Raw genomic sequence first — 22129 nt, forward strand, 5'->3', positions numbered from 1 at the left:
AGTGGTGGCAAAGAGGGCAGGCCAGAGGGGGGTACAGCGCCACACGCCCGTCATCGTCTCAACCCGCCTTCTCCAGTCCCTTGAACAGGAACGACTTGCCCGAGCGATAATCATAGTCCGGGTTCTCCCAGGCGATCATCTTGCCCGGATTGAGCAGCCCTTGCGGGTCGGTCTCGCGCTTGAAGGCGAGCTGCACCTCGTCGGTGCGCTTCATGCCGCCTTCTTCCAGCGTGTAGCGGTGCGGGTTGAAGATCCAGCAGCCATTGTCCTCGTGGATGCGGATGATCTCGTCCAGCCGCTCCGCCGTGGTGAAGCGGACCAGCGGCAGCCCTGCGATGCCGATGGCGCCATCGAAGCGGATAAATTCAAGGTGTGCCGGCACCTCGTCGCCGAAGCGGTCGACCATCGCCTTGACGTGGCCGAGGTGGTCCGGCGACGGATAGCGGGTCTGCAGATAGGTGATCGTCGGATCGACCCGGATGGCACGCAGCGTCGTGTGGTTCCAGGTCAGCTCATAGGCCGGCGGCAGCCCCTTGAGATCGGCCTCCTTGTCGGCGCGAAAGACGATCTCGCCCTTACTGCGCGCCGTGAAGGCGAGGAAGGCATCCATCGCATGCGGCGCGATCATCAAGACGACGATGCTTTGGCCGCGCCGGAAAAACCGCTGGTGGCGCTTGAAGTAATCGTAGGGGATGGGTGCTGCGATCGGCGTGATCAGTTTCGCCAGGATGCCGTCCTGGATGGCGAGATCGTTGCCGAAGCCGGCCGCATCCATGAAATCGTCGAAGCCGACGATGACGTCGGTCCAGTCATAGCTGGCGGTCAGCGGCATCTCGACTTCGGTGATGATGCCGTTGGTGCCGTAAGCGTGCATGACCTTCAGCACGTCCTCGCCGGTGAGCTCCATGACCCGCGGCTCAGCCTCCATCGTCACGGTCCTCAGCCGGATGACGTTGCCGAGGTCGCGCAGTCCGCCCCAGCGGATCGAGCCGATGCCGCCGGAGCCGCCGGCGACGAACCCGCCGATCGATGCGGTGTTGTAGGTCGACGGCGACATGCGGAGCTCCTGGCCGGAATGCGCCCGCGTCGCTCTGTCGATGTCGGCGAGCACGGCGCCGGGGCCGGTGACGACGCGGCCCGGCGCGATCATCTCGACCGCGTTCATCTCGGCGAGATTGAGCACCACGCCGCCGGACAGCGGCATCGCCTGCCCGTAATTGCCGGTGCCGCTGCCGCGCGGCGTCACCGGGACGCCGTGCCGGTGGCAGGCGGCGAGAATGCGGACGACCTCGTCTTCGGTTTTCGGCGTCACGATCAGGTCGCCGGTGACGTGCTCGAGCTGCTGCTTCAGCACCGGGCTGTACCAGTAGAAGTCGCGGCTCTTCTGCTGGACGATCGCCGGATGGTCATCGACCTTGAGGCCGTCCAGGTCGCGCTTGAGCGCCGCAATATCCATCATTCCACCATCAGATCATCGAGTTCGGCATAATCGGGCAGCTGGCGCTCGATCGCATGCCCGTCGCGCACGACGATGCGATCCGATTCGGGCCGCGACAGCAATTCCGTCCAGCTTCGCCCCCTGAAGACGACGAAATCGGCCGGCGCTCCGGCGGCAAGCGTGCCGAAACCATCGAGCCGCATCACCTTGGCCGGCGTTGCGGTGACAGCTTGCGGCCAGTCGGCGACGGGATGGTCGAGATGCAGGATGCGCGTCGCCATGCGATAGACCTCCAGCATGTCGAGATCGCCATAGGCGTAGAACGGGTCGCGCGTATTGTCGGAGGCGACGGCGACGGCAATGCCGCGCGCCTTCATCTCGTGCAGCAGCGTCACCCCACGCCAGCGCGGCGTTGTCCTGTCGCCTCGCCGGTCCTGCAGATAGAGATTGCACATCGGCAGCGACACCACCGCCAAGCCGGCCTTGGCGACCTTGTCCAGCGTGTCGAGCACGTCGAGGTCGGGCTGGCGCGCCAGCGAGCAGCAATGGCCGACCAGGATGTTCCCGTCAAAACCGTTCCAAAGGGCTGCTTCGGCGATTTTCTTCAGCGAGATCGCCGAGACATCGTCGGTCTCGTCGGCGTGGAAATCGAGGTCGAGGCCGTGCTTGATCGCCTGCGCGAACACCTGGTCGAGCAGTTCTTCGAGATCCGGCACCATATAGGTGACGACGCCGAGCACGCCCTTGGCGGCAGCCACCCGCTTGGCCAGCCTCTCGAACCATTTCCTGTCGCGCACGCCTTCGATGCCGAGCAGGCAGGCCGCCTGCAGCTCGATGCGGCCGCGCCATTTCTCCCGCATCGCCTCGAACACCGGCCAGGAGATCTCTTCCTGCGGCGCGACGCTGTCGAGATGCGTGCGCAGCGCCCTGGTACCATGCGCGTAGGCGCAGCGCAGCGAAAAATCCATGCGGCGGGCAACGTCGTCGGCGCTCCAGCGCGCCGCCCGGTCGGCGCCCGTTGCGTTCAGCGCGCCCATGAAGGTGCCGTCCGGGTTGGGCTTTCGAGGCCAGATGTGGCCCTTGTCGATATGGGTGTGGCAATCGACGAAGCACGGCAGCACGATGCGGCCGCCGAGGTCGGTGGCGTCCGCCGGTGCGTTGGATCGATGCGCCGTAATCCCGGAGATCTTGCCATCGGCGATTGCTATATCGGCGAGCCCAAACCCGTCGGTATCGAAGGCTCCGGAAAAGCCCGGCGTAAGTGAGGCATGAAGCCGAACCTTGGCGAGATGGTAGGAACCAGAAGCCGGTATCAAGGCCTACCCCCCTCTGTCCTGCCCTCTTTACCACTACTTGGTATCTCCCCCTCAAGGGGGGAGATTGGCAGCTTCGCCGATGGTGTTCGTCTTGCAACGTTGGCGATTGGCGAAATCCTGGATGGCATCCAATCTCCCCCCTTGAGGGGGAGATGTCCGGCAGGACAGAGGGGGGTGCCTTCCTCCAACATTTCTATCGCTCCTGCCTCAGCGCGCTCTCGTGCCAGCGCCGCAAAATGAGATGCGAAATCAGCGACAGCACCAGGAAGATCAGGATGCCGGTGAGCGAGATCAGGATCAGCGCCGCGAACAGTCTTGGTGCGTTGAGCCGGTAGCCGGCCTCGATGATGCGCGAGGCGAGGCCGGACGACTGGCCGGTGGCGCCGGCGACGAACTCGGCCACCACCGCGCCGATCAGCGACAGGCCGCCGGCGATCTTCAGCCCGCCGAGGAAATAAGGCATCGCGGCCGGCAGGCGCAGATAGCGCAATTGCTGCCAGCGAGTGGCGCCGTTGAGCTTGAACATGTCGCGCAAATTGCGGTCGACGGAGTTGAGGCCGAGCGTGGTGTTGGAGAGGATCGGGAAGAAGGCGACGATCCAGGCACAAAGCAAAAGCTTCGTCGTCTGGTTGTCGACATAGATGTTGATCAGCGGAAAGATCGCGACGATCGGCGTCACCTGCAGCACGATGGCGAAGGGAAAGAACGACATCTCCACCCATTTCGACTGAGCGAACAGCACTGCCAGCCCGACACCGCCGACCACGGCGAGAAGCAGGCTCAAGAAGGTGATCCTGAGTGTCACCAGCAGCGAGGAGAACAGCAGCCCGGCATCGTCGTGCAGCGTTTGCAGCACCACGCCGGGGCGCGGCAGTATGTATTTCGGGATGTCGTTCCAGACGCAGACGCGGTCCCACAGCCAGATCGCCAGGATCATGATCGCCAGCGGCAGCAGCCATCTGCCGATGCGCTCGAAGCGCTCCTGGCGGACGCGGCGCGCCTCCTCCGGGTCGAGCGCCGGGATCTGTTCTTCAATGGCCGTCATGATGCGGTCCGGCAGTTGAGTTGATGGCGCCGATCAGCACGTCGGATGCCTGGCGGCAGAGCGCGGCATAGTCGGGCGAGGTGCGAAACGCCTCGTCGCGCGGGTAGGATGCATCGACGGCAAGCTCGGCAAACACCCGGCCCGGCCGCGCCGCCATGACGACGATGCGGTTGGAGAGGAATACGCTTTCGAAGACGCTGTGGGTGACGAAAACGACGGTAAAACGCTCATCCTGCCATAGCTCCAGAAGGTCGTTGTTGAGCTTGAAGCGGGTGATCTCGTCGAGTGCGGCGAACGGCTCGTCCATCAACAGAATGCGCGGCTTGGTTACCATGGCGCGGGCGATAGAGACGCGCATCTTCATGCCGCCCGACAGTTCGCGCGGCACCGCCTTCTCGAAGCCGGTCAGGTGAACCCGCGCCAGCATCTCCATCACCGCCGGCGCCGCCTTGGCACGCGACACGCCCTTCAGCCGCAGCGGCAGCCAGACATTGTCGAAGACGTCGGCCCAGGGCAGCAGCGTCGGCTCCTGGAAGACGAAGCCGATATTTGAACGGTCGCCGATATTCGAACGCTCGAGGGCGCCGCTGCCGCGCCAGTCGAGCACGCCCGAGGTCGGCGTCGACAGGCCGGCAATCAGCCGCAGCGCCGTCGACTTGCCGCAGCCCGACGGTCCGAGCAGGCTGAGGAAATCGCCTTCCCGGATCGTCAGCTCGACATTGCTGAGCGCGGTGACGCCGTTGGAAAAAACCTTGCCGACGCCACGCAGCGCCAACAGCGTCGGCCCCGATACGCTTCCTGGCTGTTGCGCCACTTTCTCCAGCTTCACGGCCTACTTCTTCAGGTCGAGCCCGACGCTCTTGTTGACGAAGGCCAGCGTGTAGGCCTTCTTGATGTCGATGCCCGCCGGCGTGACCTTGGCCTTGACCATCTTGTCGTAAAAACTCTGGATGCGCGCATCGGTCATGGCGCCGATGCCGAGCTTTTCGCTGTCGCCGGAATCGACCACGCCGAACTTCTTCAGCTGCTCGATCGAGAAAGCGATCTGCTCATCCGTCATATCCGGATTTTCCTTCTTGATCATCTCGTTGGCGGCCTTGTTGTCGCCGTAGAGATAATTGTACCAGCCCTTGGCCGAGCCATCGACGAAGCACTGGACCACCTCGGGCCGCTTGTCGACCGTCTCCTGCATGGTCTCGACCGTCGTTGCATATGTGTCCCAGCCATAGTCGGCCAGCAGGAACTGGTTCGGCGTGAAACCGCCCTGCTTCTGGACGGCGAATGGCTCCGAGGTGACGTAACCCTGCTGGATCGACTTCTTGTTGGCGATGAACGGCGCCGGATTGAAGGTGTAGGGCGCGCGCTTGGCGGCATCGAAGCCGAGGTCGGTGACCATCCACTGGAAGAAGGTCTGCGCACCTTCGTCGCCAAGGATGTACTGCTCGGCGTTCTTCAGGTCTTCCCATTTGTCCAGCCCCTGCCCGGGATGGGACATGATGACCTGCGGGTCCTTCTGGAAGTCGGCCGCCACGACGCGCATCGGTATGCCTTGCTGCACGGCATCGAAGGCCGACAGCAGATTGCCGCCCATGTAAAAATCGATCTTGCCGGCCAGCAGCAGCGGCCGGCCGCTGACCTGTGGGCCGCCCTGCATGATCGTCACGTCGATGCCGCAGGCGGCATAGGTGCCGTCCACCACGGCCTGGTAGTAACCCCCATGCTCCGGCTCAGCCAGCCAGTTGGTGCCGAAGGTGACTTTTTCGTTCGCTGCCGCGGCAAGCGTGCCTGCGCCAAGCAGCACGGTCGCGCCCGCCGAAATCTTGAGTTTTCCGTACATCCACACCACCCTTTGTTCGCTCCGGCGCGTCACGCGCCGGGCTCGACACCATTGTTTCAAGAAGCAAGACACATGCCACCGGCGCGTTGCGCCGGGACCGCCCGCTTGTGCAATGCCCGCCTGAGCAATGGCGGCGCGAAGGCCGGACGGGTCATGCTGTACGAAAGGCATCGTGCCTATTTTTTGATCGCCTGTCCACAATCGCCCTCGTGACATGCACCGCCATCTTGATGCCCGCATCGATCCCGCTTTAGGCTGCCGTGAACGGAGATTGCCATGTTCAAATTTCTCACGCCGAAGTCGATCAAGCCGCCCTTCGCCCGCTACAGCCATGGCGTCGAACTGCCGCCCGGCAAGCGGCTGGTGCTGTGTTCGGGCCAGGTCGCAATCACCCCGGACGACCAGATCCCCGAAGAGGCCGGCGCACAGGCCGAGCTCTGTTTCCAGAACATATCGGCGATTCTCGGCGAGGCCGGGCTCAGCCTGTCCGACATCGTCCGCATCAACGCCTACGTCACCGACCGCGCCTTCCTGCGCCCCTACATGGAGGTTCGCGACCGGCTGTTCGCCAGCCCTGCGCCGGCCTCGACGCTGATGATCGTTTCTGGTTTTGCCCGGCCGGAATTCAAGATCGAGATCGAGGTCATCGCGGCGGGATGATCGACAGCCGATCGTTCCCGCGTTAGGTCTGGGCTTGTCGGTTCAAGAGGGCATGACATGACCGCTGCAAAAAAACGCGTATGGTGGGGTGACTACCGGACCACCGAATACGCGACCGTCGATCCTGAGGCGACCATTGCCGTTCTGCCGCTGGCGGCGATTGAGCAGCACGGCCCGCATCTGCCGGTCTCGACCGACACCTCGATCATGAACGGCATGCTGGAAACGGTGATCGCGCGCCTGCCCGGCGATCTCGACATCCGCATCCTGCCGGTCCAGGCGGTGGGCAAGTCGAACGAACATTTGCACGCACCGGGCACCCTCACCCTGCCGGCGACGACCTTGGTCGAGGCGTGGACCGAACTTGGCCTGTCGGTCGCGCGCGCCGGCGTCCGAAAACTGATTGTCGTGAACTCGCATGGCGGCAATGAAGAGATCATGGGCATCGTCACCCGCGAGTTGCGCGTGCGGGCAAAGATGCTGGCGGTAAAGACCAGTTGGCAGCGTTTTGGCCGGCCGGCCGGCATGTACACCGAGCTCGAGGACCGCCACGGCATTCATGGCGGCGACGTCGAGACCTCGCTGATGCTGCATTTCCGGCCCGACCTCGTCGATATGGGGAAGGCCGACAATTTCGTGTCCAAGGTCGCCCGCGCCGAAAAGGAATTTTCGCTGCTGCGCCACACCGGAACGCACGCCTTCGCCTGGATCGCCAGCGACCTCAACCCGAATGGCGTGGTCGGCGACGCCAGCATTGCCACCGCCGAAAAAGGCCGGCTGACCGCCGAGCATCAGGCCGACGGCTTCATCGGCCTGCTGAGGGACGTGGGCAAGGCAAAGCTGGCGGATTGGTTGGCGTAGGGTTGTGTTGATATTCAGCGAAGGCTTGGACGCTCAGATGTAACGGCATGGATCCTAGGGTCTCCGCTACGTCGCGGAGACCCTAGGATCTATGCCGTTACCGTGGCCGAAGAGTGCGGCGATCCACGATTGCCGCGCCGTCTCGATGGGCCGATTCTAGCCATCGATCCCCAAGGCAAACGGCGTGCCTTCGAAAGCATCTGCGCCGCGCCCGATCGCCTGGATCGCTTCGATCATCCGGCCCCTGCGATCGAGCAGCGTGTCGGCAATTGCGATCAGCCGCGGATTGGGCGTCGCGGTGGGCGACAGCCTGCGCAGCGTCTCGGCCAACTCGGCCTCATCGCGCTTCGGCGCCAGCGCTGCCGCGATGATATAGGCCGAGGCGGTCGAGCGGCTGATGCCGGCATAGCAATGCACCACCAGCGGCCGCGACCGATCCCATTGGCGGGCGAAATCGAGCAGGTTCAGGACATGCTCCTCGCCCGGCATGGTCATGCCCTCCTGCGCTACCGCAATGTCGTGCATGACCAGATGCAGATGGTTTTCCCTGGTGATCGAGGCCGGTCGCATCACCTCCGTTCCGGCAGCGAGCAGCGAAAGCAGCCGCTCGGCCCCGGTCTTCGTTACCGTTTCCTCGACTTTGGACAGCGAGCAGACGTGGATCATTGGGTAGTTTCTCCCTTGGCATCATCGTCGCGCCGCGAGGCCCAGCCGGCAAGCGCCGATTCGAGCCGCCGCCATTCTTCGTCGGCTCCCGGCAGGCCGGCGCGCAGCACATCCGGCCGGCCGGCGAAATGCCGAAGCAGGATGCCGCGCTGGCCGAGCACCGAAAACAGGCCGGCGGCGCCCGCCAGCCTGATATAGCGGAACAACGCGGTGCCACCGGCGACAGGCACGCCGAAGCGGCCGAACAGCGTATCGAGCCGTGCGGCATCCTCGGCCAGACGGCGCCGCATCCCGGCCTGCCAGCCGGTATCGGCAAGCGCCCTTATGCCATATTCGAGCGCCGGCCCGGCAACCGCCCATGGCCCGAATTGCGCCTCCAGCCGCTCGACCGTCAGCGCATCGGCCAGTGCAAAGCCAAGCCGCAGGCCGGCCAGGCCGAAGAACTTACCGAACGAACGCAGCACGACGATGCCGCCCTGGTCGACGTCGCCGGCCAGGCTTTCGCTGCGCGGGCCGACATCCATGAAGGCCTCGTCGACCACCAGCAGCCCACCTCTGGCGCGTAATGTCCCGGCAAGTCGAAGCAATCTTTCGCGCTCGACGACGCGCCCGTCCGGGTTGTTGGGATTGACGACGACGGCAAGGTCGGCCGCCGCCAGGGCTTCGAAATCATCGACTTCAGCCGCCGCATGGCCGGCGATCGCCGCTGCCCGCCTATGCTCGGCATAAGTCGGCCCGAGCACCAGCGCCGTGCCCGGGCTGACCAGGGAAGCGACGCGCGGCAACAGGATCTGCGTGCCGGGCGCCGCTGCGACATTCGCCGCCGACGGGGCGCCATAGGCGCTTGCCGCGAGTTCAGCCAAGTCGCGGCTGCGCGCTGTTTCCGGCAATCGCGACAGGGCGGTGGCGGGCAAATCGAAAAGCGGGTAGGAGTGCGGATTGATCCCGGTCGAGAGGTCGACGAAAGGCAGCGGCGCGTGAGGGAAAAGCGCCCTCGCCCGGCCAAGGCTTCCGCCGTGGTCCACTGCCGCCGTCACTCCATCAAGAGACTTCATGCCGATCCTGATCACTTTCCTGTCGCTGGCCATCGAACTTGTACTCGGCTACCCGGCCCGGCTCTTCGATGCCATTGGCCATCCCGTCACCTGGTTCGGCAGGCTGATATCCTTTCTCGACCGCAGGCTCAACCGCGCCACTGATTCCGACGCGGACCGTCGCCGCTGGGGCGTCGTCGCGCTGCTGGTGATCGTGCTGGTGCCGGCCGCCCTCGCCCTCTGGCTCGAAACCTTGCTTTGGAGCATTCCCGTCGGCTTGTTGATCACCGCAATCCTGGCGACGTCGCTGCTGTCGCAGAAGAGCCTGGCCGAGCATGTCGAAGCGGTCGCCGACGCACTCGACAGCGGCGGACTGGATATGGGCCGCATTGCCGTCTCCAGGATCGTCGGCCGCGATCCGGAAAAGCTCGACAGGGCCGCTGTCTGCCGCGCCGCGATCGAAAGCCTGGCCGAGAATTTCTCCGACGGCGTCGTCGCGCCGGCCTTCTGGATCGGTATCGGCGGGCTCGCCGGCGGCGTCGCCTACAAGGCCGCCAACACCGCCGATTCGATGATCGGCCACCGCACTCCGCGCCACGAAGCCTTCGGCTGGGCGGCTGCGCGCTTCGACGACTGGATCAACCTGCCGGCGTCGCGGCTGACGGCGCTGCTGATCGTACTCGCCGCTTTCCTGGTCAAGGGCGCCGACGCCAAGGGCGCCTGGCACGCCGTGCGGCGCGATGCGAAAAAACACCGCTCGCCCAATGCCGGCTGGCCGGAAGCAGCGATGGCCGGCGCGCTCGGCCTGGCGCTCGCCGGCCCCCGTTCCTATGACGGCGTCATGGTCGAAGACGCATTGATGGGCGAAGGCGGCCGGCGCGATGATGTCGAGAGCACCGACATCCGACGGGCGCTGAAACTCTACCGCGTCGCCGACTTACTGCTGATCGCGCTGTTCGGCGTGGTCGCGGTGATCGTCATCGCCGCGTGAACGTCCGAATGGGTCGGCAAACCCGACCTACCAGGTAACACGGACTTCCTTTGCGCTCGGATCGGCTTCCACGCCAAACGTTTTGATCGCGTACCCACCGGCAGCTACGGGAGAAGATTTCAATAAGGGTTCGACTACGACAAAAAGTCGTTCAGCGTTTGGCCCATACATGTAGAGGATGCATTCGCCTTCACCAAACAAGTCACCGTCAAACTCGCCGACCGATGCATCCTCGATAGCTTTCTCTAGCCGATTCTCGAGCGCATAAATGGATTCGCGTTCGTCAGCGGCACCAAACTGACCATCATTGAGAATAAGATAGACGATTACCGCCTGGTCCACGAACAATCTCCAGCTTCGCAAGCGACCAGAACTCTATCCCTGACATCCGGCGGCACTGAAACTCTACCGGATCGCCGACTTTCTGCTGATCGCACTGTTTGGGGTAATCTCGACGGTCGTAATTCTGTTGTGATCTTCGCCCGATCCCAGGCGAAACAAAAACCCACCATGCGGCGGGTCGTTGGAGCCAATTAGCACCATACCGAAATTAGTAGCATAGCTGCCGGCACAAAGCAAGAACAAAATAGGGCGCCTTCAGCCTTGAAGGTTCGCAGCTTAGTTCCAGCTTGGGTTCCTCGCCCCACGAAAGTGGGGAGAGGTGGCTCGGCGAAGCCGAGACGGAGAGGGGAACCGCGCTCTACGAAAGCCCCTCTCCGGCCGCTTCGCGACCACCTCTCCCCCCTTCGCGGCGGGCGAGGAACCCAAATCTTGAGAGGTCGAGACACCGCGCCTCTGCCTCCCCAGCAACCCCCTCAGAACTCGATCCCCTGCTGCGCCTTCACGCCGGCGGAGAAGTGGTGCTTGGTCACGCCCATCTCGGTGACCAGATCGGCCGCCTCGACCAGTGCCGGTTTGGCGTTGCGGCCGGTGACGACGACATGCAGGCCTTCGCGACGCGCCTTCAGCGCCGCGACCACCTTTTCGAGATCGAGGTAGTCGTAGCGCAGCGCGATGTTCAGCTCGTCGAGCACCACGAGGCTGATCGACGGCTCGGCCATCAGCTCCAGCGCTTTCGCCCAGGCAGCCTCGGCCGCCGCGATGTCGCGCTTCAGGTCCTGTGTCTCCCAGGTAAAGCCCTCGCCCATGGCGTGCCAGACGACACGGTCGCCGAAGGCGGCAAAGGCGTCTTTCTCGCCGGTGTGCCATTTGCCCTTGATGAACTGAACGACGCCGACGCGCTTGCCATAGCCGAGCATCCTGAGCGCCAGCCCAAAGGCAGCCGTGGTCTTGCCCTTGCCCGGTCCGGTGTTGACGATCAGCAGCCCCTTCTCGACCGTCTTGGCCGCGACCTCGGCGTCCTGCACCGCCTTGCGCTTGGCCATCTTGGCGCGGTGGCGTTCCTCGTCCTTGGGATCGATAGTATCAGCCATGTCATTTCACCTTGAGCGGCAGCCCCGCCACCATCAAAAGCACGGTGCCGGCAACAGCCGCGACGTCCTGGTTCAGCCGGCCGGCGGCGTCGCGAAACCGTCTTGCCAGCGCATTGTCCGGCACGATGCCCTGGCCGACCTCGTTGGACACCACGAACCACGGCCCACGCGGCCGCGACAGCACATCGGCCAGCCTCCGGCATTCGGCCTCGACATCATGGTCGGCCAGCATATGGTTGGTCAGCCACAGCGTCAGGCAGTCGATCAGCACCGGCTGGCCGTCAGGCAGCGCTCCGATCGCGCCGGCAAGGTCGAGCGGCGCATCGATGGTCGTCCAGCCGGCGCCGCGGCGCGAGCGGTGCAGCGCGATGCGCTGGCGCATCTCGTCGTCATAGGCTTGCGCCGTGGCGATATAGCTCCAAGGCGGCGGGCCGACCGTCACCAGGCTCTCGGCATGCGCGCTCATGCCGGGGCGCGCACCGCCGATGACCAGGGTCAGTGCCCCGGCAGCGCGGTCAGGCAAAGCTGTCGCGCAGGCTGGTCGCCGTGCCCGTGAAGCGTCCGCGCACCACGCCGACGACCGCGCCGAGCACCAGCCAGAACACCAGATTGGTCAGCGTCACCGCCACCACGAACTGGTGGTGCAGGCCTTCCGGGATCGCCGTCTCGAAGCTATCGGGCTGCGGCGCGCCGACGATATGCGGCGCAACGATCAACGCCACGGCAAGAGCCACCAGCGGCAGCGATCTGCGGAAGACGATAAGGCCGAGACCGGCCGCTGTCGCCACCACTGTTGCCCACCACCATATCTGGCGTTGGACAAGGTCGGCCGCCGGCATCGCCGGCAGTTCCGGCGGCAGGCCGAGGCCCGGCGCCAGCGTGAATGCGGCAAAGCCGGCCAGCCCCCAGAACAGGCCCTGGCGCCAATTGCCGATGCCGCCGGCGAATTCCGAAACCGCAACCAGGACCAGCGCAAAGCCGATGCCGGTGACGATATTGGCAACGACGCTGAAGCCGAAGCGTTCGAAACCGTCCGCCGGCGCCCAGCCTTCGTCTTCCGCCGGAGCCATTGCTTCAGCCGGTGCCGGCGCGGCGCTGCTCATAGCCGTCATGCCCGCGGCGTTTTCAGCCGGTGTCGCAGGTGCCGCGGCATGGTCATGGCCGCCGCCGGCCTGTTCGTAGACTTCCGCCTTTAGGATGAGCGGCACCGTGGCATAGGCTTGCATGCAGGCGAGAGCCACGCCGGCCACAAGCCCTGCGATCGCCGCGATGAACACGACGTTGCGAAACAGTGTCATGATGTCAGCCCCTTGTTAGTGGCAGGGAAAGCCCATCGAATGGCGATAGTCGTGCGCGGCATTGTGGACCGCATCGATATGCGAGAAGCCGACAAAGCCCATGACGAAAATGCCGAGGAATGCAGCAAGCGCCAGCTGCATGAGACGCGACTGCGAGGAGGCGGAAGCGCCGAGCGAAACGGAAGCGGTATTCATGTCTTGTCCTTTCGCCCTCCACCCGAGGGCATAGAAGTCAGTTTCCTGTCGCCGGCAGGTCTCCTGGCTCGCGGATCAGCGCCCTTCCCCACCTTCCCGAAGGCGAACCTTCAGTGGCATATGGAGAGGACTACCGCACACAGTTGCGGGGGCAGCCACGGCATTGGGCAAACAACTTGCCCTCACCGCATTCCCTCTTGGTTCCAAACGGAACCGACGACATCAGCGACTATAGGCAGAATCGCCGCGCCCGGCAAACCAAATTCCGCCGGATCGTGTGGCGAATGCGCCGCCTCGCCAAGCCCGGTCGGCCGGCGCCGCGATTGACAATTTTCGCAGCCGGGTGTCGGCTGGCGGATGGGGAGGAAGCCGGCATGCAACCCAGCCCGAATGAGCGCGGTCCCTACAACGGCCTGACGCGGGCCGAGCCGACGCTGCCGTCATCAGCCTATTGGGACATCGCGGCCTATCAGCGCGATCTCGAGGCCATCTGGTATCGCAACTGGCTGCTCGTCTGCCGCGAGGCCGACCTTGCCCAGCCGCTGGCTTTCAGGACGTTCCGCATAGGCACGCAGGAGGTCGTCGTGCTGCGCGACGAGACCGGCGAGTTGCGCGCCTTCCACAACACCTGCCGGCATCGCGGCTCGCAGCTTTGCCAGCAGAGCGAAGGACGGCTGAAGGCGCGGCTCATCACCTGCCCATACCATGCCTGGTCCTATTCGCTGCACGGCGATCTGGTGCGCGTGCCGTCGAAATCGCTGCCGGACGGCTTCGACAAGGCCGATCATCCGCTCTACCGGGTCGCGCTTTCGGTGTGGCGCGGTTTCGTCTTCGTCAATCTGGCGGAAGACGCTGCCGGCTCGGCTGAAACATCCTTCGATCCGGCATCCGGCAACCTCGCCAACTGGCCGTTGGAAACGCTGCTGAGCGGCCATGTGCTGCGCAAGGTGATAAACTGCAACTGGAAGGTATTTTGGGAAAATTTCAACGAGTGCCTGCACTGCCCCGGCGTCCACAAGGACCTGTCGCGGCTGGTGCCGATCTATGGCCGCGGCCTGATGGGCCGGCACGACGACCCCGAATGGGCGCGCCACGCCGACAATGACGCGCCGGAATTTGCCGGCGGCTTGCGGGCCGGGGCCGAAACTTGGTCGCGCGACGGGCGCGTCCACGGCTCGGTCTTTTCCGGCCTGACGCCGGGCGAGCGTGCCGCCGGGCAGACCTATGCCACCAGCATGCCGTCGATGTTCGTCGTCGGCCATGTCGACTATGTCAGGACCGTGCGGCTGGTGCCGCTTGGGCCGGAGCAGACCGAACTTACCGCCGAATGGCTTTTTTCGCCCGAAGCGCTCGCCGATCCGGCCGCCGATATCGACAACATCGTCGCCTTCGGTACCCAGGTGCTGGAGGAGGATGCTGATATCTGCGAGGTCAACCAGATGGGCCTGCGCTCGATGCGCCACAAGGCCGGCGTACTGATGCCCGAGGAATACGACTTGCACCGCTTCCACAACTGGGTGCGCGAGCGCCATGCGGCGCTCGAACATCAAAGCGATTTGGGCAGATAGCGCCAGGTGACGAAGCCGCAGGCCGCCGCCAGCAGGCCGAGTGTCGCGAAAACCGCGCCCAGTCCGAAAAACGCCAGCACGCCGGCCAAAGGCTTTCCGGCTCTGGCCTAAAGCAGCTCTGATGCCGACCGGTACCAACGCGACGCAAGGCCCTGCTTCTTTTGACGGTGGCAACCGTGATAGTCGTCTTGCCGGGGCTGAACCAAGACAGCGAGACCATGAGCATCGACACGCCGAGCGCAGCCGTTCAGGATCAACCGAAGTCGAAGCGCATCGCCGTTATCGACATTGCACGCGGCATCGCTTTGCTTGCCATGGCGAGCTATCATTTCACCTGGGACCTCGAATTCTTCGGCTACACCGATCCCGGCCTCACCGCCTTCGGCTGGTGGAAAATCTACGCGCGCTGCATCGCCTCGAGCTTCCTGTTCCTCGTCGGCATCAGCCTCTATCTCGCCCATGGCAAGAAAATCCGCTGGACCGGCTTCTGGAAGCGCTTCGCCATGGTTGCCGGGGCAGCGCTCGCAATATCGCTGGTCACCCGCATCGCCACGCCCGACGGCTTCATCTTCTTCGGCATATTGCACGAGATCGCGCTCGCCAGCCTGCTCGGCCTGGCGTTCCTGCGCCTCCCGGCGCTGCTGACGCTTGCCGTGGCGGCCCTCGTTATCGCTGCGCCTTTCTACTTGCGATCCGAGCTTTTCGATCATCCGGCTTTGTGGTGGGTCGGCCTGTCGGCGACCAACCCGCACTCCAATGACTACGTTCCGCTGCTGCCCTGGTTCGGCGCCGTACTTGCCGGCATCGCGGTTACCAAGCTCGCCGCCACCTCCGGCGCGCTGACGCGGCTGTCGGCCTTGGCGCCCGGCCGCTGGGCAAATCCGCTGGTCTTCATCGGCCGGCACAGCCTTGCCTTCTATCTGATCCATCAGCCGGTGCTGATCGGCTCGGTCTGGCTGTTTTCGCAATTCATGCCGGCGCAGGCCGAAACCAGGGAGGTGAGTTTTCTGAAATCCTGCCAGATATCCTGCGAGCAGGCACGCGACACCGAGTTCTGCTCCAGCTATTGTGCCTGCATGCTGGACACTCTCCAGGGCGAAGCCTCGCTTGACCGGCTCTACAGCAACGACCAGTCCCCGGAGTGGAAGGCGCATATTGGCGAGCTCGCCGGCACCTGCACCGCCCAAACCGAGGCGGCGGAACCGGGAACGCGCTAATCGAGGGAGGACAATAATGAGCGACAGTCACCCGAAACCCGTGCAGCAAAATCCTGGGCAGCCGAAGCTGGGGCACATCCCATGGCCGCCGCTGATCTATATCGCCGCCATCATCGTCAGCGTCGCGCTAGGGCTGTTCTATCCGCAACCGTGGATCGGCGATCTTCTCGGCGACATCCTGTTCGCCGCCGGCCTTGTGGGGTTGGTGGCGGTTGCCGCGCTCTGGTTCACGGCAATCCGCACCATGATCCGCGCCAAGACGACGCTCAACCCGAACGGCGTGCCTGACCATCTGGTGACTACCGGACCCTTCGCCGTCAGCCGCAACCCGATCTACCTCGCCAACACGCTGCTGCTGGTCAGCCTCGCCTTTGTCACTGGGATCGCCTGGTTCCTGCCGCTGGCGGTCATCGCGGCGTTCCTGACGCAGAAGCTGACGATCGAGAGCGAGGAGAAGGTGCTGACGGCCAAATTCGGCAAGAAATACCGGGACTACGCCAAAAGGGTGCGGCGCTGGATTTGAGCCGGCGCTGACGCCACGCTCATGTGGTGACGCCGAGTTCCACCAGCCGCTCGACGCAGGATTCCTCTGCCTGGTCGAGCTCGGCCAAGGTCTCTTCGAGGTCGCGGCGTTTCTGGCGCAAATCCTCGCGCTTTTCCTCGATGCGCTTGATCATCAGCTTGAGCTGGCCGACCTCGCCGGGCGGCTCCCTGTACATCTGGATGATTTCGCGGATCTCGTTGATCGAGAAGCCGAGCCTCTTGCCGCGCATGATCTGGCGGATGAGATGCCGGTCCGACGGACGGAACAGCCGAGTGCGGCCGCGTCTTACCGGCTGCACCAGCCCTTCGTCCTCATAGAAGCGCAACGTCCGCGTCGACACGTCGAATTCGCGGGTCAGCTCCGTGATCGAATAATATTCCCGCATCGTCACTCCAATGCCCCGGCCACGCCGCGAGTTCCAACTGGCCGGCGCCGCCGGCGCCCAGGCGCGTACCAGAATCGGCGGACAAGGCACCTTTCAAAGCCTCGCATGGCATTTACGTAAAAGTCAATTGAGGTGACGTTCAGCGCACGCCGAACCACCATGTGGCGAGCCCGAGAAAGGCAAAGAAACCGACGACATCGGTGACCGTGGTGACGAAAACCGCCGAAGCCACAGCCGGATCGATCTTGAAGCGGTCGAGCAGCAGCGGGATAAGGATGCCCGCCAGAGCCGCCACGAACATATTGATGATCATCGCAGCCGCAATGATGCCGCCGAGATTGCGATCGTGGAACCAGGCAGCAGCGACGAGGCCGATCAGGATGGCAAAGATGATGCCGTTGATGAAGCCCACCCCGATTTCGCGGCGGATGATGCGGCCGGCATTGTAGATGTCGAGGTCCCTGGTCGCCAGCGCCCGCACCGTGACCGTCATGGTCTGCGAGCCGGCATTGCCGCCCATGCCGGCGACGATCGGCATCAGCACCGCCAGCGCCACGATATGCTCGATGGTGCGGTCGAACAGGCCGATCACCGAGGCCGCCAGGAAAGCCGTCAAAAGATTGACCAGCAGCCAGGGCACGCGCGAGCGCGAGGTCGAAAAGATGCTGTCCGAGAGTTCTTCGTCGCCGACGCCGCCCATGCGCAGCAGATCTTCCTCGGCCTCCTGCTGGATGACGTCGACGACGTCGTCGATGGTCAGCACGCCCACCAGCCGCTCGTTCTCGTCGACGACGGCGGCGGACAGAAGATCGTATTGTTCGAATTCGCGTGCCGCCTCCTCCTGGTCCATGGTGGCCGGGATGGCATGCCTGGTCTCATGCATGACCTCTTCGACCTTGACCGAGCGCTTGGTACGCAGGATCTGGTCGAGGTCGATGGCGCCGAGCAGCTTGAAGCTCGGATCGATGACGAAGATCTGGCTGAAACGGTCGGGAAGATTGTTGTCCTCGCGCATGTAGTCGATGGTCTGGCCGATCGTCCAGAAGGGCGGCACCGCGACGAACTCCGTCTGCATGCGGCGGCCGGCGGTCTCTTCGGGATAGTCAAGCGAACGCCGCAGCCTGATCCGCTCGGTGAACGGCAGCTGCGACAGGATCTCGTCCTGGTCCTCCTGGTCTAGGTCTTCGAGAATGTAGACCGCGTCGTCGGAATCGAGATCCTGCACCGCCTGGGCGATCTGCGCATTGGGCAGACTGTCGACGATGTCGCGGCGAATCGCCTCGTCAACCTCGGTCAGCGCGGAAAAATCGAAATCCTTGCCCAGCAATTCGACCAGCGCGCGTCGCTGTTCCGGGTGCAGGGCCTCGAGCAGGTGGCCGAGTTCCGACTGGTGCAGATCGTCGACTTCACGCTTCAGCGTCAGCGTATCGCGATCGGCGATCGCGGCACCGATCTGGGCGAGGAACGACGACAGGATGACGCCGTCCTCGTCATAGATGTCGGCGCGGCGCTCCTCGGCGGCCCTGGCGCCGGTCATCTGTTCGTCCTGGCCTTCCACCAGCGCCTCCCGCCATCGGATTTCCGGATAAGGTGCCTGTCAGGTCTAACGCATGACCCTGACAATCGGAATCGATTTTGCGAAAGGACCATGCACAACGACAAATTGCTACAGCGCCGTTCGCGCGTCCAAACGACGCGGCGCATACCGGATGGTAGGAGGAGAGGACGTTCTACAAACCTGCGGCGCTGCAAACCTTCGCGGCGGCAGGTAAAGGGCAGCGTATCCCCCCGGTCAACCAGATGGGCAGATCGACACTGATTCAAAAACGGCGAGGCCGACAGTGCGAGGGCCTCGCTGGTATTGGACTGGAAGGCTTCCCGATCAGGCGGCGTGGCGCTTGGCCTCAGCCGCATAGCGGTCCAGGAGACCGCTCCAGCCACCCTCGGATTCGAAGGCCTCGCGCATCGCCTCTGCGGTTTCGCCCATGTTCTCCAGAAGCCTGTGCTCGAGTTCCACACGCGTCGCGTTCTCGCCGAGCGCGACAAAGCGGATCTCGACTTCGGTCAGCAATGCCGGATCGTAGCGCCAGCCGGCTCCAATGCGCCAGGCGAGCGTCAGCCTGGACGGCGGATCCCAGGCGAGAACCTCGCCCCAATCGCATTGTGACCCATCCTCGCCGATCTCGTACCAGCGGCCGCCGGCTTTCGGTTCGATCACCGCGGTCGTCAGGGCGGATTTGCCGATCGAGTGCGAAGCCGGCCACCAGCGCCCGAATCCTGTGGTGAACACATCGAATGCCTTGTCGAGCGGCACCTCCACCGTCACCGACTTCCTGACCGGCGCGGGCTTGATCATGGTCGTCATTTCCTCTTCTCCTTGCTGTTGTCGACTTCCCGTTTGAAGGCGTCGAGCGCATCGCCCCACATGCGGTCGAGCCAGGCACGCATCTCGCCGAGCCCATGCGGGTCGAGATGATAGATGTTGCTGGCACCTTTCGGCTCTGCGCGGACCAGCCGGGCTTCCTTCAAGACCTTGAGGTGCTGCGATACCGCCGGCTGCGAGACCGGAAGCACTCGCGTCAGATCGATGACCGAGCGTGGCCGATCGGCGATGAGCTCGAACACCTTGCGGCGCGTCGGATCGGCCAAGGCCACCATTCCTGCATAATCATAAATCATGACTTATGATAAGCTAAAACTTATGATAAGTCAAACAGGGAGCGGTGGACTATGTTTAAACGCCCGGCCGGTTCGGCCCCGAGCTCAGGTGGTGCGCGCGTTCGGGCAGCGTGCTAATCAGCCTGATCTTTTTGACGACAGGAGATGGCCGTGATCACCGGCAAGGAACTCATCCAGTGGGGTTTTAAGCCGGGCAAGTGGTTTCCGGGCGCCATCGCCGACGCGCAACGCATGGAACGCGAAGGACGCTCGCAGGACGACATCTTCGCCTATCTGCAAACACTGTTGCCGGTCGAGATGATGCCGATGACCAATGCGCTGGCGTTTAGCGTTTTCCTCGAGCCGGAAAACGATGTCGAGCGCGAAAACCTTGGCCTGGTGGTCGAGGCCATGGATGCCCTCCTGCGCACACCAACAGTCGTGTCCGGGGTCGTCATGCCTGACGCATGTCCGGCAGGAACCATTCCCGTCGGCGGTGTCGTGGCAGCGAGAAACGCCATCCACCCCGGTTTCCATTCGGCCGATATTTGCTGCTCGATGGCGATCACGGTGTTCAAGAGGAACGACGATCCGAAGAAGATACTCGATGCGGCGTTCGACGTAACGCATTTCGGGCCCGGCGGGCGCAAGGATCGGCGTGGTTGGGACATGTCGCGGGAACTTGCCGTGCGGTTTAAGTCGAACCGCTTCCTTTCCGACATTGTGCCTATCGGCGACAGCAACATGGGCACGCAGGGCGACGGCAATCATTTCCTCTATGTCGGTCATCTCAGGTCGACCGGACATAGTGTCGCCAAAAACGCCTTCCGGGGCGGCGTGGATCGAGGCTGAGACCGACGAAGGCCGCGCATACTGGGAAGCACTGCAAATCATTCGCGAGTGGACCAAGCAAAACCATTTCCGCATCCATGACCGCGTTCAGGGCGTCCTTGGCAACCAGATTGTCGATCGGTTCTGGAACGAGCACAACTTCGTCTTTCGCCGGGACGACGGGCTCTTCTATCATGCCAAAGGCGCAACGCCTTCGTTCTCTCGCTTCTCGGCCGACGACGATGGCCGTACGCTGATCCCGATGAATATGAGCGAGCCGGTCTTGATCACAGGCCACACCGACAAAAAGGCGTCGCTTGGCTTCTCCCCTCATGGTGCCGGCCGAAACATGAGCAGAACCCGCTACTTGCGCGACGTGATCGGCTCGCGGGAACTCGACGACGTTCTCAAGGCGGAAACGCGCGGGTTGGACATCCGGTTTTAGATGGGAAGACCAGACCTCTCCGAATTGCCGGCGGCCTACAAGAGCGCCAAACAGGTCATCGGCCAAATCGAGAAGCATGGCCTGGCGACCATCCAGGACTTTGTCGATCCCTACGGCTCGATCATGGCAGGCAATTGGGAAAAGGATATGCCGTGGAGAAACAAGAAATGAAACATCGGAAAATGGCGGAACGCTACCGAGCGGAAAGCCGAGTGCTTCCGCCGACGTCGTCTTGAACTCCTTTGCCAAGCGACTGCCGACCCACAACTACCTTACCTCTGACCGGCACGACCATGTCTCGAGCCGGCAAATGTCGACCACCGGGGAAAAGTAAACCTGGCGGCAAGGTTTTTACCTTATCGGTGTACGTGTCTCTCCGGCGAAACGTTAAGAACGGGTAAATTGGTTTGGCCCTAACCACGGAAGCCTCTCGCTACAGGCCCTCCGCCATATGGCAATTGCGCCTCTCCTTGTTCATGGCGACATACGTTTTAGGCGCATCTGCATTATATCCAGAAGTATTCTATACGTCAGCCTCAATCTATTCTCACAAGTTTCTTGTTGGCATTCCGGTGTTGTTTATCGGTGGCGTCTGCTGTGCCGCGCTAATCCATGGCCGGCGGCAACCGGTTCGCTACGCATTGGATTTGGTTCAAGGGCGCTGGCGCAGTTGTCTGCTGGTGCTGCTGTTCTTCTTTGCCAGCTTGACCGCGTTCTCTACCTACAAGATCGCCATCCCGTCCGTCGTCCCATACTATGCCGACAACTGGTTGGCCGACGCTGATGAATGGCTGCACGGGATGCCGCCATGGGAGATCGTCCATAAGCTCGACAGCAACAATTGGTCGTTCGTCGTCTTCAACAGCTATGAAGTCATTTGGTTTTACCAGTGGTTCGGCACCATCCTTTTCGTGTCGCTCTGGTCGGACGAGATTGCCCGCATCCGCTATCTCTGCGCAGCAGCGCTGACGTTGTCCGTCCTCGGAACGGTCTTGGCCCTGGCGCTGGCATCGGTCGGACCGGTTTACTACCACCACTTTGTCGGCGTGGATCGCTTCCACGGATTGAATGCGGCCCTGGACAGGCTGGACCATAGTTACATGATGCGGGAACCCGCGGCATATCTCCTGATGGCTTACCAGAGCGGCCGGCCAAGTCTTGGCGGCGGCATCTCGGCCATGCCAAGCATGCATGTCGCCTTTGCCGCATTGAACGCCTATTTGCTGTCATCGATCAATCGCTGGCTTGGCGTTCTGGGTTGGACCTTTGCAGCCCTGATCCTGTACGGATCGGTGTTCACTGGCTGGCACTATGCCGTGGACGGCTACGCATCGATCGTTGTTGTATCGGTGATCTGGTGGGCGACCGGACGCCTGGTGCGCGAATAGTTATGTGCGCTTGTCGATAGATGGCCATGCCCGCCGATGGCCATTTCGCATAAGCCAAACTCGCGACCGCAATCAGGCAAACAGCACGTGCCCTGACAAGGACGCTCCCTGCCGTGCTCGAATTCAACGGGCAAGAGATTCCGCTTTCGAATTTAATGGTGCGGTCGAGATGCAACGCCGCAACGCCAAGAGCTGTTCTCGCCGAACCAATGTCGCGTTTGGGGCCGAAGAACGAACATGAAGTAATCGCGGAAGCGGTGGCCACCTGAGATGTGGCGGCGATGTTCGAACATCTGGCCGGCTGGCTGTCCTCCGATAG

26 protein-coding genes and 1 riboswitch are annotated in these 22129 nt (G+C 63.2%); of the genes, 10 read left to right on the forward strand and 16 right to left on the reverse strand.

Translation table 11 applies throughout. From position 1 onward, the window contains the following. Positions 1–58: 58 nt before the first annotated feature. The 5 genes from NKK47_RS13075 to NKK47_RS13095 form a co-directional block, all read right to left on the reverse strand. Complete coding sequence (locus tag NKK47_RS13075; RefSeq protein WP_352577117.1) at positions 59–1456, reverse strand: FAD-binding oxidoreductase; 1398 nt, start codon at positions 1454–1456, stop codon at positions 59–61. Then, a complete protein-coding gene (locus tag NKK47_RS13080; RefSeq protein WP_352577093.1) occupies positions 1456–2754 on the reverse strand; it encodes a cytosine deaminase in 1299 nt (432 codons plus the stop codon). Before NKK47_RS13080 ends, NKK47_RS13075 begins: the two co-directional genes overlap by 1 nt. A gap of 193 nt (positions 2755–2947) precedes the next feature. After that, a complete protein-coding gene (locus NKK47_RS13085; protein WP_352577095.1) occupies positions 2948–3799 on the reverse strand; it encodes an ABC transporter permease in 852 nt (283 codons plus the stop codon). After that, entirely contained in the window at positions 3786–4628 is an 843-nt protein-coding gene (locus tag NKK47_RS13090; RefSeq protein ID WP_023676548.1) for an ABC transporter ATP-binding protein, read from the reverse strand. The genes NKK47_RS13085 and NKK47_RS13090 overlap by 14 nt, the downstream gene beginning before the upstream one ends. 3 nt (positions 4629–4631) lie before the next feature. Then, positions 4632–5636 (reverse strand): ABC transporter substrate-binding protein, encoded by a 1005-nt coding sequence (locus NKK47_RS13095; protein ID WP_352577097.1) that lies wholly within the window; start codon positions 5634–5636, stop codon positions 4632–4634. Between the two features lie 276 nt (positions 5637–5912). Here NKK47_RS13095 and NKK47_RS13100 point away from each other — a divergent pair, with 276 nt between their 5' ends. Further along, positions 5913–6296, forward strand: coding sequence for a RidA family protein (locus NKK47_RS13100; RefSeq protein WP_352454641.1), 384 nt, complete (start codon positions 5913–5915; stop codon positions 6294–6296). A 57-nt stretch (positions 6297–6353) separates the two neighbouring features. Then, the gene (locus tag NKK47_RS13105) at positions 6354–7157 is read left to right on the forward strand and encodes a creatininase family protein (RefSeq protein WP_352454642.1); all 804 of its coding nucleotides are present in this window, start codon (positions 6354–6356) and stop codon (positions 7155–7157) included. A gap of 156 nt (positions 7158–7313) precedes the next feature. Here the strand turns inward: NKK47_RS13105 and NKK47_RS13110 are convergent, their stop codons facing one another. Together NKK47_RS13110 and cobD are read right to left on the reverse strand one after the other, a co-directional pair. After that, complete coding sequence (locus NKK47_RS13110; RefSeq protein ID WP_352454643.1) at positions 7314–7823, reverse strand: tyrosine phosphatase family protein; 510 nt, start codon at positions 7821–7823, stop codon at positions 7314–7316. After that, the gene (gene cobD / locus NKK47_RS13115) at positions 7820–8878 is read right to left on the reverse strand and encodes a threonine-phosphate decarboxylase CobD (protein WP_352454644.1); all 1059 of its coding nucleotides are present in this window, start codon (positions 8876–8878) and stop codon (positions 7820–7822) included. Before cobD ends, NKK47_RS13110 begins: the two co-directional genes overlap by 4 nt. On the opposite strand from cobD, the gene cbiB reads away from it, so the two are divergent. Then, complete coding sequence (cbiB, locus tag NKK47_RS13120) at positions 8877–9848, forward strand: adenosylcobinamide-phosphate synthase CbiB (protein WP_352577099.1); 972 nt, start codon at positions 8877–8879, stop codon at positions 9846–9848. The genes cobD and cbiB overlap by 2 nt on opposite strands. 27 nt (positions 9849–9875) lie before the next feature. Here the strand turns inward: cbiB and NKK47_RS13125 are convergent, their stop codons facing one another. The 5 genes from NKK47_RS13125 to NKK47_RS13145 all read right to left on the reverse strand — a co-directional run bounded on the left by NKK47_RS13125 (position 9876) and on the right by NKK47_RS13145 (position 12774). Next, positions 9876–10190, reverse strand: coding sequence for a hypothetical protein (locus NKK47_RS13125; RefSeq protein ID WP_352577100.1), 315 nt, complete (start codon positions 10188–10190; stop codon positions 9876–9878). 473 nt (positions 10191–10663) lie between these two features. Beyond that, the gene (gene cobO / locus NKK47_RS13130) at positions 10664–11281 is read right to left on the reverse strand and encodes a cob(I)yrinic acid a,c-diamide adenosyltransferase (protein ID WP_023676558.1); all 618 of its coding nucleotides are present in this window, start codon (positions 11279–11281) and stop codon (positions 10664–10666) included. 1 nt (position 11282) lies between these two features. Further along, on the reverse strand, positions 11283–11804 hold the full coding sequence (gene cobU / locus NKK47_RS13135; RefSeq protein WP_352577102.1) for a bifunctional adenosylcobinamide kinase/adenosylcobinamide-phosphate guanylyltransferase: 522 nt from the start codon (positions 11802–11804) through the stop codon (positions 11283–11285). Continuing rightward, entirely contained in the window at positions 11797–12579 is a 783-nt protein-coding gene (locus tag NKK47_RS13140) for a CbtA family protein (RefSeq protein WP_352577104.1), read from the reverse strand. The genes cobU and NKK47_RS13140 overlap by 8 nt, the downstream gene beginning before the upstream one ends. A 15-nt stretch (positions 12580–12594) precedes the next feature. Beyond that, positions 12595–12774 (reverse strand): CbtB domain-containing protein, encoded by a 180-nt coding sequence (locus tag NKK47_RS13145; RefSeq protein WP_023676561.1) that lies wholly within the window; start codon positions 12772–12774, stop codon positions 12595–12597. 36 nt (positions 12775–12810) lie between these two features. Then, a riboswitch (cobalamin riboswitch) is annotated at positions 12811–13007 on the reverse strand. A 141-nt stretch (positions 13008–13148) separates the two neighbouring features. Here NKK47_RS13145 and NKK47_RS13150 point away from each other — a divergent pair. The 3 genes from NKK47_RS13150 to NKK47_RS13160 all read left to right on the forward strand — a co-directional run bounded on the left by NKK47_RS13150 (position 13149) and on the right by NKK47_RS13160 (position 16082). Further along, positions 13149–14342: an aromatic ring-hydroxylating oxygenase subunit alpha gene (locus tag NKK47_RS13150; RefSeq protein WP_352577106.1), complete on the forward strand. Its 1194-nt coding sequence runs from the start codon at positions 13149–13151 to the stop codon at positions 14340–14342. Positions 14343–14560: 218 nt separating this feature from the next. Continuing rightward, positions 14561–15559 (forward strand): heparan-alpha-glucosaminide N-acetyltransferase, encoded by a 999-nt coding sequence (locus NKK47_RS13155; RefSeq protein WP_352577108.1) that lies wholly within the window; start codon positions 14561–14563, stop codon positions 15557–15559. 16 nt (positions 15560–15575) lie between these two features. Next, positions 15576–16082 (forward strand): methyltransferase family protein, encoded by a 507-nt coding sequence (locus NKK47_RS13160; protein WP_352577109.1) that lies wholly within the window; start codon positions 15576–15578, stop codon positions 16080–16082. 19 nt (positions 16083–16101) lie between these two features. On the opposite strand, the gene NKK47_RS13165 is transcribed toward NKK47_RS13160, so the two are convergent. From NKK47_RS13165 to NKK47_RS13180, 4 genes are all read right to left on the reverse strand, one after another. Continuing rightward, positions 16102–16488, reverse strand: a complete 387-nt coding sequence (locus tag NKK47_RS13165; RefSeq protein ID WP_023676566.1) for a MerR family transcriptional regulator — start codon at positions 16486–16488, stop codon at positions 16102–16104. Positions 16489–16627: 139 nt separating this feature from the next. Continuing rightward, positions 16628–18025, reverse strand: coding sequence for a magnesium transporter (mgtE, locus tag NKK47_RS13170; protein WP_502894205.1), 1398 nt, complete (start codon positions 18023–18025; stop codon positions 16628–16630). Positions 18026–18370: 345 nt separating this feature from the next. Continuing rightward, positions 18371–18853 (reverse strand): SRPBCC family protein, encoded by a 483-nt coding sequence (locus tag NKK47_RS13175; RefSeq protein WP_254818127.1) that lies wholly within the window; start codon positions 18851–18853, stop codon positions 18371–18373. Next, positions 18850–19167, reverse strand: coding sequence for an ArsR/SmtB family transcription factor (locus tag NKK47_RS13180; protein WP_023676569.1), 318 nt, complete (start codon positions 19165–19167; stop codon positions 18850–18852). Before NKK47_RS13180 ends, NKK47_RS13175 begins: the two co-directional genes overlap by 4 nt. Before the next feature lie 144 nt (positions 19168–19311). On the opposite strand from NKK47_RS13180, the gene NKK47_RS13185 reads away from it, so the two are divergent. From NKK47_RS13185 to NKK47_RS13200, 4 genes are all read left to right on the forward strand, one after another. Continuing rightward, positions 19312–19998, forward strand: coding sequence for an RtcB family protein (locus tag NKK47_RS13185; RefSeq protein ID WP_352577111.1), 687 nt, complete (start codon positions 19312–19314; stop codon positions 19996–19998). Then, positions 19955–20422 carry an RtcB family protein gene (locus NKK47_RS13190; protein WP_352454653.1) on the forward strand — a complete coding sequence of 156 codons (468 nt, stop codon included), beginning with the start codon at positions 19955–19957 and terminating at the stop codon, positions 20420–20422. Before NKK47_RS13185 ends, NKK47_RS13190 begins: the two co-directional genes overlap by 44 nt. Continuing rightward, on the forward strand, positions 20423–20593 hold the full coding sequence (locus tag NKK47_RS13195) for a hypothetical protein (RefSeq protein ID WP_352454654.1): 171 nt from the start codon (positions 20423–20425) through the stop codon (positions 20591–20593). It begins immediately after the preceding gene. A 305-nt stretch (positions 20594–20898) separates the two neighbouring features. Then, the gene (locus tag NKK47_RS13200; protein WP_352454667.1) at positions 20899–21810 is read left to right on the forward strand and encodes a phosphatase PAP2 family protein; all 912 of its coding nucleotides are present in this window, start codon (positions 20899–20901) and stop codon (positions 21808–21810) included. The last annotated feature ends 319 nt before the right edge of the window (positions 21811–22129 follow it).

Source organism: Mesorhizobium sp. M0019 (assembly GCF_040323975.1).
Lineage (GTDB): Bacteria > Pseudomonadota > Alphaproteobacteria > Rhizobiales > Rhizobiaceae > Mesorhizobium.